This window comes from Porphyromonas vaginalis, assembly GCF_958301595.1.
Taxonomy (GTDB): domain Bacteria; phylum Bacteroidota; class Bacteroidia; order Bacteroidales; family Porphyromonadaceae; genus Porphyromonas; species Porphyromonas vaginalis.
The window spans coordinates 1,716,057-1,729,359 of the sequence record NZ_CATQJU010000001.1 but is presented as its reverse complement, the minus strand read 5'-3'; the positions used below and the strand labels follow the sequence as shown (position 1 = coordinate 1,729,359).

The 13,303-nt window shown below is 51.9% G+C and carries 10 protein-coding genes; 2 read left to right on the top strand and 8 right to left on the bottom strand.

Features of this window, described 5'->3' with window-relative positions; translation table 11 throughout:
* Nucleotides 1-286 precede the first annotated feature (286 nt).
* From gmk to Q2J34_RS06665, 8 genes are all read right to left on the bottom strand, one after another.
* On the bottom strand, nt 287-853 hold the full coding sequence (gene gmk / locus Q2J34_RS06700; RefSeq protein ID WP_298887572.1) for a guanylate kinase: 567 nt from the start codon (nt 851-853) through the stop codon (nt 287-289).
* Nucleotides 854-872: 19 nt separating this feature from the next.
* The gene (locus Q2J34_RS06695; protein WP_300969615.1) at nt 873-1,766 is read right to left on the bottom strand and encodes a YicC/YloC family endoribonuclease; all 894 of its coding nucleotides are present in this window, start codon (nt 1,764-1,766) and stop codon (nt 873-875) included.
* A 132-nt stretch (nt 1,767-1,898) separates the two neighbouring features.
* Complete coding sequence (gene secA, locus Q2J34_RS06690) at nt 1,899-5,231, bottom strand: preprotein translocase subunit SecA (RefSeq protein ID WP_300969613.1); 3,333 nt, start codon at nt 5,229-5,231, stop codon at nt 1,899-1,901.
* A gap of 10 nt (nt 5,232-5,241) precedes the next feature.
* Complete coding sequence (locus Q2J34_RS06685) at nt 5,242-6,801, bottom strand: alkaline phosphatase family protein (RefSeq protein WP_298887578.1); 1,560 nt, start codon at nt 6,799-6,801, stop codon at nt 5,242-5,244.
* Nucleotides 6,798-8,042: a lipoprotein N-acyltransferase Lnb domain-containing protein gene (locus tag Q2J34_RS06680; RefSeq protein WP_298887580.1), complete on the bottom strand. Its 1,245-nt coding sequence runs from the start codon at nt 8,040-8,042 to the stop codon at nt 6,798-6,800. Before Q2J34_RS06680 ends, Q2J34_RS06685 begins: the two co-directional genes overlap by 4 nt.
* Before the next feature lie 47 nt (nt 8,043-8,089).
* A complete protein-coding gene (gene dnaJ / locus Q2J34_RS06675; RefSeq protein WP_300969610.1) occupies nt 8,090-9,244 on the bottom strand; it encodes a molecular chaperone DnaJ in 1,155 nt (384 codons plus the stop codon).
* Between the two features lie 35 nt (nt 9,245-9,279).
* A complete protein-coding gene (locus Q2J34_RS06670) occupies nt 9,280-9,888 on the bottom strand; it encodes a nucleotide exchange factor GrpE (RefSeq protein WP_300969608.1) in 609 nt (202 codons plus the stop codon).
* 288 nt (nt 9,889-10,176) lie between these two features.
* A complete protein-coding gene (locus tag Q2J34_RS06665; RefSeq protein ID WP_300969606.1) occupies nt 10,177-10,950 on the bottom strand; it encodes a response regulator transcription factor in 774 nt (257 codons plus the stop codon).
* Between the two features lie 756 nt (nt 10,951-11,706).
* Here Q2J34_RS06665 and Q2J34_RS06660 point away from each other — a divergent pair.
* Nucleotides 11,707-12,351 (top strand): hypothetical protein, encoded by a 645-nt coding sequence (locus tag Q2J34_RS06660; RefSeq protein WP_300969604.1) that lies wholly within the window; start codon nt 11,707-11,709, stop codon nt 12,349-12,351.
* Between the two features lie 330 nt (nt 12,352-12,681).
* Complete coding sequence (locus Q2J34_RS06655) at nt 12,682-13,248, top strand: hypothetical protein (RefSeq protein WP_300969603.1); 567 nt, start codon at nt 12,682-12,684, stop codon at nt 13,246-13,248.
* Nucleotides 13,249-13,303 lie beyond the last annotated feature (55 nt).

The following is a 13,303-nucleotide window of genomic DNA, read 5'->3' as shown; positions in this document are numbered from 1 at the left end:
ACTAGTCGGAGCAGAGAAACAGACCCATCGACTGAACGGTTCCTCCGCTGGAACTGAAAAGTTCCCCCGTTGGAACTAAAAAGTTCCTGCGCTGGAACTGAAGAGTTCTTCCCTTGGAACTAAAAAGTTCCAAGAGGGGAACTATTTTTGGAACTCGTATGTGCTACTAGATCAAGTCGATACGAATGGCAGAAGGCTCAGCTATCCAGGAAGGACGGCTGAGCCTTCTATTTGTCGATAAAGCGGGCTTACGCTGCGCGCACTCGCTTGTAGAGCGTGGAGTAAGTTACTTGCTGATCGTGTCGCGGATGATCTGTGCGACCTGCGAGACGCAGAGCTTGAGGTCGTCGTTGACGACGGTGTGGTCAAACTGCTCGGCAAAGTTGATCTCATACGAAGCTCGACGCATGCGCTCCTCGACTAGCTCGGGGCTCTCGGTGCCTCGTGACTCTAGCCGGCGACGTAGCTCCGCAAAGGTGGGTGGCATGAGGAAGATGCTGACCACCTTGTCTCTGTAAGCCTCTTGGATGCGCATCGCCCCGACGGCATCGACGTCAAAGAGGATGTTGCGCCCCATACTAGCTAGCCGATCGACCTCGCTGCGGAGCGTGCCGTAGTACTTGCCGGGGTAGACCTCCACATACTCGACGAGACGATCCTCGGCGATCAACTTCTTGAACTGCTCGGGCGTGTAGAAGTAGTACTCCACACCATGCTGCTCATTTCCTCGCGGCGGACGGCTCGTGGCGGATATGCTGAAGGAGAGTCGCAGGCTCTCGTCTTGCATGAGTTGCTGGATGACAGTGCTTTTGCCAGAGCCTGAGGGGGCAGAGATAAGGATGAGATGTGACATAGCTTTTGGCACTTAGGGTTTATAGTACGTTGAGGACTTGCTCCTTGATCTGCTCTAGCTCGTCTTTCATCTGGACGACGAGCTGCTGCATGGCGGCGTTGTTGCTCTTAGACCCTAGGGTGTTGATCTCACGTCCCATCTCCTGAGCGATGAAGCCGAGCTTCTTGCCCCTAGAGGGATCGGGATCGCCAGTCTGGGCTAGCACCTCACGGAAGTAGCGGATATGGTTGGCGAGTCGGTTCTTCTCCTCGCTGATGTCTAGCTTCTCGATGTAGTAGATGAGTTCCTGCTCTAGCCTAGCCTCGTCGTACTGTATGGAGGTGAGCTGGGCTAATCGCTCCTCGAGCTTGCTCCGTAGGTCTGTGATGCGGCTCTGCTCGTAGGGATCGACCTCTGCGAGTAAGGCCGCGATGCGGTCTAGCTTCTCCACAAAGATGCGCTCGAGCGATGCGCCCTCTTGCTCTCTAAAAGCGTTGAACTGATCAACCGCCTCCCCGATAGCTTGACTCAGTAGCTGCATATCTTCGTCGGTGAGGGGCGTCTCGCCTTGCTCTACGATGACGCCTGGGTAGCTGAGCAAGAGACGTGTCAGGTCTTCGGGCTGCGGGATGCCTTCGGCCTCTATGGCACTATGGATCTGATCGTAGTAAGCATGGAGGAGAGGCGCATTGATCTGTACCTGTGGGGAGGTGCCTAGCGAATTATCGGCCGTGCGAATGGTCACGTCGACCTTGCCTCTGAAGAGTGCGGGGATCAAGATGCCACGAAGCTCTATCTCTCGGTCTCGTAGGATGGAGGGGAGTCGGAGCGAGAGGTCTAGCTGCTTGCTATTGACGGAGCGGATTGAGACCTCGTAGGTGACACCCTCTAGGAGTAGCTGACTGCTACCATATCCTGTCATGGAGTAAATCATAGTCTTACGCTGTGTGGGGGATCAAAGCAAAGGTAGCGTCGTGCACCACCCTACTGCGTCCCTATTGACTTTTTGGGAAATAGCAAAAAGGGGCAAAGCTTCTTGCCAAAGCCTGCCCCTATATGATGATGTCTAGGCGTTGCGCCCGTGACAATTCTTATACTTCTTACCGCTACCGCAAGGACATGGGTCGTTGCGACCGATCTTTTGCTCCTTGACGATAGGCTGAGCCTTAGGCTGTGAAGCCTGTGTGGCGGCTTCTCCAGCTTGACGCTGTGCCTCCTGCTGGCTAGCGATCTCGTCCTTGGTCTCACGATACTGGCTACGATCTGTGCGTCGCTCGGTCTGTGCCTCACGGACGGAGAGACTAGAGCCGGTCTCATCGTCAGCGGGTAGCGGTATGCGACCACGCGTGAGGATGGTAGCGGTCTTGCGGTTGAGCCCGTCAAGCATAGCACTAAAGAGGTCGTAAGACTCTAGCTTGTAGATGAGGAGTGGGTCCTTGTTCTCGTAGCTAGCGTTTTGCACAGAGTTACGCAGCTCGTCCATCTCACGGAGGTGCTCCTTCCAGGCATCATCGAGGGTGTAGAGCATGATCGTCTTGTGAAACTCCTTGACGATGCTCTTGCCCTCTGTGCGGTCTGCCTCAGCGAGGTCGCAAGGGATATTGTACACCTTATTACCATCCGTGATCGGTATGATGATGCGCTTGAACTTGTCGCCCTGCGTCTCGTAGAGGTTGTGCAGGATCGGGTAAGCGACCGTGGCGATCTTCTCGCCCTTGTGGTTGAGTGCCTGATAGACTGTCTCAAAGGTCTTGTCGACCACTTCATTCGTATGGCTCGACTTGAAGGCTTCAGGAGTCAGCTCAGTCTCTACGGCCAGCACCGAGAGGAGTTCGTCGCGGAAGCCCTCGTAGTCGTCCGCCTCCTTATTCTTATTGACAATCGCCTCGGTCACGTCGTAGAGCATGTTGAGGACGTCCATGCCGATGCGCTCGCCCATCAAGGCGTGGCGACGCTTCTCGTAGATACCCTTACGCTGTGAGTTCATCACATCATCGTACTCTAGGAGGCGCTTACGGATACCGAAGTTGTTCTCCTCGACCTTCTTCTGCGCACGCTCTACAGAGTTGCTGAGCATCTTATTCTCAAGAGCTTCACCCTCGCCAAAGCCCATACGATCCATCAGCGAAGCAATACGATCACTCGCAAAGAGTCGCATCAAGTGATCCTCTAGCGAGATGAAGAAGACAGAGCTACCGGGGTCTCCCTGACGACCAGCACGACCACGCAACTGTCTATCCACACGGCGTGACTCATGTCGCTCGGTACCGATGATGGCTAGTCCACCAGCCTCACGCACCTCTGGCGAAAGCTTGATATCGGTACCACGACCAGCCATGTTGGTTGCGATGGTCACGGTGCCAGCTTGACCAGCCTGAGCGACGATGTCGGCCTCCTTCTGGTGTAGCTTAGCATTGAGCACCTGGTGGGGGATCTTGCGCAGCGAAAGCATACGACTGAGCAACTCACTGATGTCGACCGAAGTGGTACCCACTAGCACTGGACGACCAGCCGCTATGAGTCGCTCGATCTCCTCGATGACTGCATTGTACTTCTCGCGAGCCGTCTTGTAGATACGATCGTTCTGATCATCACGAATCACGGGGCGATTGGTCGGGATGACCACTACGTCGAGCTTGTAGATGTCCCAAAACTCTCCCGCCTCGGTCTCAGCCGTACCGGTCATACCCGCCAGCTTGTGATACATACGGAAGTAGTTTTGCAGCGTAATGGTCGCAAAGGTCTGCGTAGCGGCCTCGACCTTGACGCGCTCCTTAGCCTCGATAGCTTGGTGCAGACCATCCGAGTAGCGACGGCCATCCATGAGACGACCGGTCTGCTCATCGACGATCATCACCTTATTGTCCATCACCACATACTGATCATCGCGCTCGAAGAGAGCGTAAGCCTTAAAGAGCTGATTGACCGTGTGGACACGCTCGCTCTTGATCGCGTAGTTGGTGATTAGCTCGTCCTTCTTAGCAGCATACTCAGAGGGAGCGAGGTGCTCGCCCTCCAACTCTGCTAGCTGAGATGCAATGTCTGGCAGGACGAAGAAGGAGGCATCCTCTGCACCCTTCGAAAGCATCTCGATACCCTTATCGGTGAGGGTGATGCTATTCATCTTCTCGTCGATGACGAAGTAGAGGGGATCGGTGACGATGTGCATCTGGCGCATGTTCTCCGCCATATAGATCTCCTCGGTCTTGAGCATAGAAGCTTTGATGCCTGGCTCACTGAGGTACTTGATGAGAGGCTTGTACTTAGGTAGTCCCTTGAAGACACGGAAGAGGAGTAGGAAGCCCTCGTCTACCTCTTTCTTGTCCTCACTACCGATCTTCTTCTTCGCCTCTACGAGTAGCTTAGAGACTAAATCTTTCTGAGCGTTGACCACCTTCTCAACATTGGGCAGATACTCCTCAAAGAGCTGATCCTCCCCCTGAGGCGTAGGACCAGATATGATCAGAGGCGTACGAGCATCGTCGATAAGGACCGAGTCCACCTCATCCACAATGGCGTAGTTGTGCGGACGCTGCACGAGGTCTGAGGGGGCTGTCGCCATGTTGTCTCTCAGGTAGTCAAAGCCGAACTCATTGTTCGTACCGAAGGTGATGTCTGCATTGTAAGCCTTGCGGCGCCCCTCGCTATTGGGCTTGTGCTTGTCGATACAGTCGACGCTCAGCCCGTGGAACATATAGAGCGGCCCCATCCACTCAGAGTCACGCTTAGCCAGATAGTCATTGACCGTGACCACATGGACACCATTGCCTGGTAGCGCATTGAGGAAGACAGGCAGCGTAGCTACGAGCGTTTTACCCTCACCCGTCGCCATCTCGGCTATCTTACCCTTGTGCAGTACGACACCACCGATGAGCTGTACATCGTAGTGTACCATATCCCAAGTGATCTCGTTGCCTCCTGCTACCCAGTGGTTGTGGTAGATCGCCTTGTCGCCATCGATCTCCACGAAGTCGTGGTCTATCGACAGATCTCTATCCATCTGCGTGGCAGTGACGACGATCTGTTCATTATTGGCAAAGCGTCGTGCAGTCTCCTTGACAATAGCAAAGGCCGTAGGGAGGATCTCGTCGAGCTTGACCTCGATCTTCTCCAGGACGTCCTTCTCTATCTTATCAATCTTAGACCAAGCCTCCTCGCGAGCGTCTATGTCGAGATCTTCGATGCCCTCTTTGAGCTTAGCAATCTCTGCACGCTCCGAGGCAACGTACTCGTTGATCTCGTTGCGCAGCTGCTGTGTGCGATCTCTCAGAGCATCATCGCTGAGAGCCTGTATGGAGGGTTCGACCTCCTTGATCTTCTTAATGTAGGGTGTTATCTCCTTGAGGTCTCGCTGAGACTTACTACCAAAGAGCTTTGTGATGATATTACTGAGAGCCATAAGTGGTTGATTATTTCTGATTGAATAGGATAAAGAGTGGCGTGCCGTCAGCACTCATCGGCTGAGGGACACAAAGAAGGTATGCGAGCGAAGGGGCGACCGCATCGTACGATATAGGCTCCGTAAGCCTCTGCGAAGCTACACCAGGAGCCATCAGGATAAAAGGAGCCGTGACATGACGCTGCCTCTGCTGCTCGACGCCTGGCTTCTCTCCCGCCACCTCTGCAAAAGGTGCTAGAGCCAGTAGCACATCACCCGCATAGCTACGATAACTATGCGAGTACAAAGGCTTAGCCCAGGCAGGCTGTGATAGCCCTCTCTGTAGTTGATATGCGGGGATTGCCCCGATGACACCTTCCATCTCGGATACAAAAGTAGCAAGATTATTGCTCATATCCTGCATATCTACCTTCTTATCTGCTATCTCCTTCTTATTTAGGTGAAGCGTCTGGTGGCTGTAGGCCATGACCCAGTCATTGCGCCCATAGATGGCTGAGAGGTAGAGATTAGCCAGAGCGATACACTTGGCAGGGTCGAAGGTGACGACCGAGCGACGAGAAGGAGCCTTCGGCTGAGCTAAGTTCGCAACAGGAACTCCAACGATATTGAGCGCATAGTGGTCCGCACCATACAACTCTTGTAGCAGTGCAGTGATCTGATGTACCTGCTCATTAAGCCGAGCGTAGGCATCTTGCTGCTCTGGCGAATAGTCCGCATAGGCTACCCCACGGGCACCCACCTCCAGGTCTAAGACCATAACGATGAGCGTAGGCGACGTGTGGCGCGCTTTGTGAGCGTAGCGTATGAACTCCTTAGATAGGTCTGTGATCGCATCATTGGCAAAGGGAGAGGTCAAGAGGTCGCTCATGCGCCAAGCACCTTCGAAGGTATGCGCAAAGCTACCCTCCTTCGCGCCTTTCGAGAGAGGTTTCCAGACAGTCGGTGTCGTACGTCCGCCCAGCATGCGCTGCTCATTATTTGCCTTGAGAGCCAAGGCAGGCAAACCGCCGTAGAAGTTGGTCGTAGCCCACCAGCCACTATGCTTATCGATCCATATAGCACCCTCGGCATCGTGTCCCGCCACAGCAATGGCATCGTTGGCACGGCTCGCTATGGCATAGACAATCGCATCGCCCTGCGAAGAGCCTCTGAGTACGTCTGTGAGCAGTTCGCTACGCAAGGCACCTGCGGGAGCTAGCTGCTCTGCGCTGTTGATGCCCCGATAGTCTCTATTCGCAAAGGTAGACTCCGACCGCTGCGTCACCGCATCATACCGCTCAGCTTGGTACACACCATGTATCTCTGGCATAGCACCAGCCGAGAGCGAAGCCAGTTGCGCCACCTCGTCTAGCAACGGGTATGGATAGCGAATGTCGGGTGCTACCGTTCCCTGCTTCATCACTCCGTTCAGGCCATTGCCACCCCACCCTGCTCGATAACTATCCAGCAGGTCGGTGCGTAGTCCCTTGACATAGATCTGCACCAGTATGTCAGGTCTCGTGCGCTGTGCAGATAGTGCCAGCGGTAGCAGACAGCTTAATGTGAGGAGGAGATAGCGAATAGGTCTCATCTGCGCTGTGTGAATCGTTTGGAATAGGTTAGGTAGGCTACCGAGAGGAGTGCCGAGTTGAGGGCAAGCAAGATGATGGGTAGCGAACTGGTCTGCACGGCACAGGCGACCAAGATTAGGTAGAGTGCTACGGCCAGAGCATTTGCCGAGTGAAAGTACCGTGCGATGCTTTGGGCCTTGCCTCCCCGGCCCAAAGCAAACCAAGCCAAGAGGAGGAGTGGATGAAAGACCAGCAAGTTGTAGTTAGGATCGGTGCAGGGATGTATCGAGACGAAGGTTAGAAAGCTCAAGATGCAGCCAGCACAAGCGTATCCCGTCATCCAGAGCAATGTCCAGTAGCGGCTACGACGCAAGTAGCACAGCACGCCCGAGACGACCAGTAGGAGCGACATCCATAGGACAGGCTCCAGCCACCAGTGAGCTACAGGCTGTGGTGCTGGTGTCGGGGTATCATAGACGATCCGATTACTCACGAGTGGCTTCGTACCAGTCGGAGAGACGATTGTCGCTTGCTGTAAGAGACGATCCATCTCCATCGGTAGGAAGAGGCGATCCTCGACCGTCATAATCGTGTCGGCAGGCGCTCCCAGGGCAAGCTGCGTACCGAGACGATACCACGGGTGATAGTCCGCATAGGCGTCTATGAGACTGCGTAGCGACTCTTCTTTTGCCACTTGAGGCAACTCTATGCGCCACCCCTTAGGGAGCGTTTGCTTGACAATAGAGTATGGCCGTGTAGCACAGTTGTCAAAGGCGAAGTTGTAGAGGTAGTACTTATTCTCCTCTTTGATGTTCCACGCTAGGTAACTGCGTATCGCCTCTTCCTGCTCGGGAGAGAGATCTAGCTCCAGCTCATAGATGTTTTGTCCATAAGCATGGTAGCGGTAGAGGAAGTAGTCCCACGGCTCCTGCTGCACGAAGTAACCGTCCGTCTCGCCCTTGATAAACTTCGTGTAAAAGCCTGGTTGGTCAAAGTCAAAGACCCCGTAGTTGTACACATAGTCGTCCTCCAGATCCTCTAAGCTACGCACGCGCATCGCTGCGTGTCCATAGATCGTGTAGGCATCTGCCTGCGAGGGCGTACAGAGTAGTATACTGATACGATGATACCCATCGGCAGTCGCACCAATCAGCGAGTCTGTACTGAGCGGCTCCTGCGCCGAGGCAGTGCTGCTCAGCGCGATACAGAGCGATGCTATAAGGAGTGTGAGTCTAGCCCACAGAGCGTTCATTCGTACCATACGATTAGCGGTCTTTGTTACCCATATATATGAGGTATAGGAGATGCTTACTCAAGCATCTCCCTATACTTCTTGTCTATAGCCTGACGATCGGCTTCCGTCGGATTAAAGTGCTCCGACTGTGCTAATTGGTCGATCAGTTTTTCATCCTCTGCAGAGGTCTGCTGTGGGATGAAGACATTCACATTGACCATCAGGTCGCCACGTCCATAACCCTGTACCGAGGGGAGACCCTTGCCACGCATACGGAGCACCTTGCCGGGCTGCGTACCAGGCTCTATCTTGAGGCGTGCACTACCATCTATCGTTGGCACTGTCACCTGTCCACCACGTATCGCCGTGTGAATAGGTATCAGGAGGTTGTAGATCAGGTCATTGCCATTGCGTATGAAGTCCTTGTGCTGCTCCTCTTGGATCACTACGAGCAGATCACCAGGTATACCATCTTGGGGAGCTGCATTACCCTTGCCCTGCAGCGTCAGCTGCATACCGCCCACGACACCTGCTGGGATGTGGAAGGAGATAACCTCCTCACCTTTCGTCACACCCTTGCCGTGACACTTAGCGCAAGGCTTCGTGACCACCTCGCCAGCACCTCCACATGTGGGGCAAGTGGTCTGCGTGCGCATCTGACCAAAGATCGAGTTCCTCACGTCATAGACGACACCAGCGCCTCCACAAGTCGAGCAGCTACGCTTGCCATCGCTCTCCGTAGTGCCCTGACCATGACAGCCATCACACTGTATCAACTTCTTGACACGTAGCTTCTTGTCTACCCCGCTATTGATTTCCTCGAGCGTGAGACGCACCGTAACGCGCAGGTCGCTACCCACAGGACGCTGCACCCTACCGGAGCCAGCACCGCCGCCTCCGAAGTAATCGCCAAAGCCACCTCCGAAGATGTCGCCAAAACGGGAGAATATATCATCTACCGTAAAGCCACCACCGCTGAAGCCACCGAAGCCACCAGCTCCATCTACGCCACTATGTCCAAACTGATCATAGCGACTCTTCTTGTCGGGATCACTCAGCACATCATAAGCCTCCGCAACCTCCTTAAAGTGCTCCTCCGCCTCCTTGTCACCAGGGTTGCGGTCAGGGTGATACTTTAAGGCTTGCTTGCGGTAAGCCTTCTTTATTTCATCTGCCGAAGCGTCTCGTGAGACGCCCAGCAGCTCATAGTAGTCTTTCTTCGTTGCCATATATCTATCTTGTGCAGATCAAAGCTCCATGCCTCTTAGTTGCCGACCACCACATGCGCGTGGCGTAGCACCTTATCGTGAAGCATATAGCCCGTACGGACGCAATCGATCACCTGCCCCTTCTGCTCTGGAGTAGGTGCCGGAATCATTGCCACAGCCTCGTGTAGGTTATCGTCAAAGGGACAGCCCGTCGCCTCGATCATCACGACACCCTGCTTCTCTAGGAAACCGATCAGCTTATTATATATAAGGAGTAGACCCTCTACGATCGGATCCTCCTCACTCTTGCTCTCATGGGCATGTTTGACCGCTAGCTCGAAGTCGTCCACTATCGGGAGTAGCTCCTTGAGGACACGCTCTCCCCCATTCTTGATCAGGTCGCTCTTCTCCTGTAGCGTACGCTTGCGATAGTTATCGTACTCAGCCAGCATACGGAGATGCTGATCATTGAGCTTGTCTAGCGACTCCTGTAGCTCAGCAATCTTCTGCGTTTCCTCACACTCAGGCGCTGCTGTATCCGTCTCAGTAGCTGCGGCTGCATCGCACGCCTGCTCTGACGTCTCTTGCTTTGTCTGATTCTCCTGATCGGGATCTATATGTTGTGGCTCTGTACAGTTGCCACCCTTCTTATTGTCCTTTTTCATATTAGCTCTATATTTCTATCACAAGACTATGCAACAACCTTGCCAAATAGCAACTACAAGCGCACAGCCCAGCCAGACAAGTCATTCTGTCACCAAGCCGTAGCGACACATCTCGTAATGCAGGACAAAAGTACAACTAAATTTCTAGCTTCTCCATAAGCCAGCTAAGGCAATCACGTTAAGATTGATCATGCTCTATGAGTATCATCAAGAGCGAGCATAGCCTTTTGTCTCGTGAGCGGGCTCTCTGCATATATCTCTATAACATATAGCTCAGGCTAGGGCGAGTCAGATTAGTTTGCGACTGGTGGCTACGGCGATGGCCTCGGCGATATTGCCCACACCCAGCTTCTGAAAGAGAGCCTTGCGGTACCCCTTGACGGAGTCTTCTGAGCGGTGGATGATTTGTGCGATTTCTCCCACAGACAAGCCTTGGTGTGCTAGACTGATTACGGCTTTTTCGTGTTCACTGAGTGTGAGGTCTTCGATCTGCCTCCAGCGACCACTTTTTGAGGAGAGCCTCCATCGCTTACCTGAGTTGACCGCAGAGATATACGCCTCCCCTACCTCTCGTGTGTGAGCTAGAGAGACGAGACAGAGCGACAGCCAAATGTTACCCTCTGAGTCTAGCTTGAGTGGCGTGAGCTGATGATTGATCAAGAGCGGTTCTTTAGACTCGGCGGGTATGATCCGAAAGTTGTAAGAGATGGTGTAGTCCGTACGCTCCGAGACGGCTATCTCCTTAAAGAATTCGAAGCCTGCCCGATTGACACGCTCGAGGAATGCTAGATCCTCCTCAGGCACATGACGATAGTAAAACTGATACCCCTCGCTCATCACTTCGTCTACAGACTCGCCACAGAGGAAGAGCGGGTTGCTAGAGATATAGAGGAAGTTTAGCTTGTTGTAGTCGATGATATAGAGGGACTTGTAAGTAAGCCGAGCCAAGGCCTTGGCAGACTCTACATAGGGATGTAGCCCCTGATATAGAGCTTCGTCTACTCGGGGACGTGTCTCTGCTGGAGGACTCAGTCGATCGTATTCGTTACAAGGGAGACTCATATTAAGGACCACTCATCTTATGAACAAGCGACGCAAAGGTACTCATTTCGCACTAGACCGTTACCCGAAAGGGTGAAACGTATAGGGCTGACGCATTATATCATTCATTCCTCGCTCATCGCTCATGTGTCGCTCCTAAAAAAACGATTATGATACGTCAGCCATCTCTGGGGAAATTCAACGACGACTCGCTACAATAATTTAGAGCCGACTACATATCGAAACGGCATCGTGTCGGGGAAAACTGATTTCCACGTGGATATTTCGAAATCTCCACGTGGATATTTTTTATTTCCCAGGTAGGGAATAAAAAATTCTTCGGAGGAATCAAATGAAACTTCGGAGGAAATGAATGACGCCCACGTGGAAAATAAAAAATATCCACGTGGAGATTTGAGATTTTCCACGTGGATATTCGAGAAAGTATAGAATCGGACCAATTTCCCCGTAAAGATATGTTATTAGAGACTAGAGGTTAGAAGTTAGAGATTAGGGGACTGACACATTTATATATAACGGACTCATCTATTCCTCGCTTGTCGCTCATGTGCAGCTCCTGACAGAGCAATTATAGTGCGTCAGCCCTGGTGAAAAGTGAGGAGCAAGAGCAGAATTACCCTTTCGGGTATTGCACACCCGATAAAACTACTCGAACTTTGCCTCTGTAAAACAAAAACAACCCCTCCCAGAGGGGAGCGTGTAAGCCGAAAAACGCTACATCCAAAGAGTAAGCACAACTAAACAGATCCTATAACTATGAACAAGAAAATCTGGATTCTCTCTCTCATTTTCGCACTCCTCGGGAGCCTTAACACATGGGCTCAGGAAAGCACGGCAACAAAGTACACCCCTAAAGAGCTATTTGGCTTTCACGCTTCAGTAGCTCCAATGGGTATGGGCGTACTCTTATCTCCTGCACTGGGTACAACTACAGATCAGTTTACCTATCCACAAGTAGGTGGACGGGTACAGGTCGGTTGGCTTCTACACAAGAAGTCCCTAACGCTCCCCACGCTTGCAGCTAGCTATGCCTACGGCATCAATCAAGACAAGGCTACTGCAGGGCAATTCAAGTCTATGTCTCTCTTAGATCTTGGTACAGAATTCAATCCATGGTCTTTCTATGAGTCTAATAGTCAGAAGCATGTGGTTGTGGTGCGGGTCGGTGCTTACGTCTCTATGTGTAGTACCAAGTTTGAGCAAGACAAGACAATGCACCACCGCTGGGGTATCTCCCGTCGTATCTCTCTCGGGTATCTCTACCAAATGGATTGTGGTACTCGCCTTGGGGTAAACTTGTACAACCATGCAGGGCACTACTTCGGTAAGCGTCCTCAGCAGGGCTCACCTGTACCTGTCTACACGGAGGAGCTAGGGTTGGCTTTTGACCTTTACTTGTAAGCAGACAATGCCTATCAACGTCAGAGTACAACAGAGAGACATCAGATAGGCTATACGACAACTCTTTTTTAGCTCATTGAGCAGGTCAGAGAGGATACTTTCCTCTTCTGGCTTGCTCAATTGCTTTTTCCAGTAATAAGTGCAATACGAAATGCCCCCCTCTAGGGGCGAAAGGGGAGCGAAAGACTTAAATGAAATGTGCGGAACTCCCTACGAAGTTTTTCCCTACATTTGTAAGCGTCTTGCACTGGACACTGGAATGTGTACAGGACAGAATATGAATGGATAGGTCCAGCAAAGAGCTTGATATATATACTTAAATAACTACACATGAGACTGTCTATATTAATATTACAACTTGTTGTTTGCTCCACTATTTGGGGACAAACAATAAGTTTACCCATAGCCCCCTTGGATATCAACTTAAAACACATTAATCAATCTGACTCTTTGGGTAGAAAAACGGGGTATTGGTGTGAAGCTACTGATGACAATGTTTCACTATGCTTCTATGCTGATGGAGTTAAAGACGGCTTTGCTCAGATATACAGTAAGTTGGGACATGATAGATATTATCTCGCAGCCTCTGGATATTACCACAATAATATGCCAGTGCATCAATGGCTATTTTTCTATGCTAATGGTATGGTTTCCTTCTCACAAACCAAAATCTCAAAGAATTCAGACTTTCTAAAAGAGGCGCGAAAGGCAGGATTTTATAACCCAAGCTCAACACTGCAATGCTATATGATAAATTATGATGTTGATGGCAAAATCACTTCAGAAGGATGGTGCATATTTCAAGATGATGTAGAAGCTGATGCAGAGGAAGTAGGGACATGGAAATACTACACTTCGCAAGGCGTAAAAACGGTAAACGAGTCCTTGAAATATTGAGAAGTGTGATGTTGTGCAGGTCCAAGACGCACTCCGTATGCAGGAAATGAGAGTT

What these genes read in the sequence shown, in the direction of transcription:
- gmk (WP_298887572.1), bottom strand. Translation starts at nt 853, where the DNA reads ATGTCACATCTCATCCTTATCTCTGCCCCCTCAGGCTCTGGCAAAAGC.
- Q2J34_RS06695 (WP_300969615.1), bottom strand. Translation starts at nt 1,766, where the DNA reads ATGATTTACTCCATGACAGGATATGGTAGCAGTCAGCTACTCCTAGAG.
- secA (WP_300969613.1), bottom strand. Translation starts at nt 5,231, where the DNA reads ATGGCTCTCAGTAATATCATCACAAAGCTCTTTGGTAGTAAGTCTCAG.
- Q2J34_RS06685 (WP_298887578.1), bottom strand. Translation starts at nt 6,801, where the DNA reads ATGAGACCTATTCGCTATCTCCTCCTCACATTAAGCTGTCTGCTACCG.
- Q2J34_RS06680 (WP_298887580.1), bottom strand. Translation starts at nt 8,042, where the DNA reads ATGGTACGAATGAACGCTCTGTGGGCTAGACTCACACTCCTTATAGCA.
- dnaJ (WP_300969610.1), bottom strand. Translation starts at nt 9,244, where the DNA reads ATGGCAACGAAGAAAGACTACTATGAGCTGCTGGGCGTCTCACGAGAC.
- Q2J34_RS06670 (WP_300969608.1), bottom strand. Translation starts at nt 9,888, where the DNA reads ATGAAAAAGGACAATAAGAAGGGTGGCAACTGTACAGAGCCACAACAT.
- Q2J34_RS06665 (WP_300969606.1), bottom strand. Translation starts at nt 10,950, where the DNA reads ATGAGTCTCCCTTGTAACGAATACGATCGACTGAGTCCTCCAGCAGAG.
- Q2J34_RS06660 (WP_300969604.1), top strand. Translation starts at nt 11,707, where the DNA reads ATGAACAAGAAAATCTGGATTCTCTCTCTCATTTTCGCACTCCTCGGG.
- Q2J34_RS06655 (WP_300969603.1), top strand. Translation starts at nt 12,682, where the DNA reads ATGAGACTGTCTATATTAATATTACAACTTGTTGTTTGCTCCACTATT.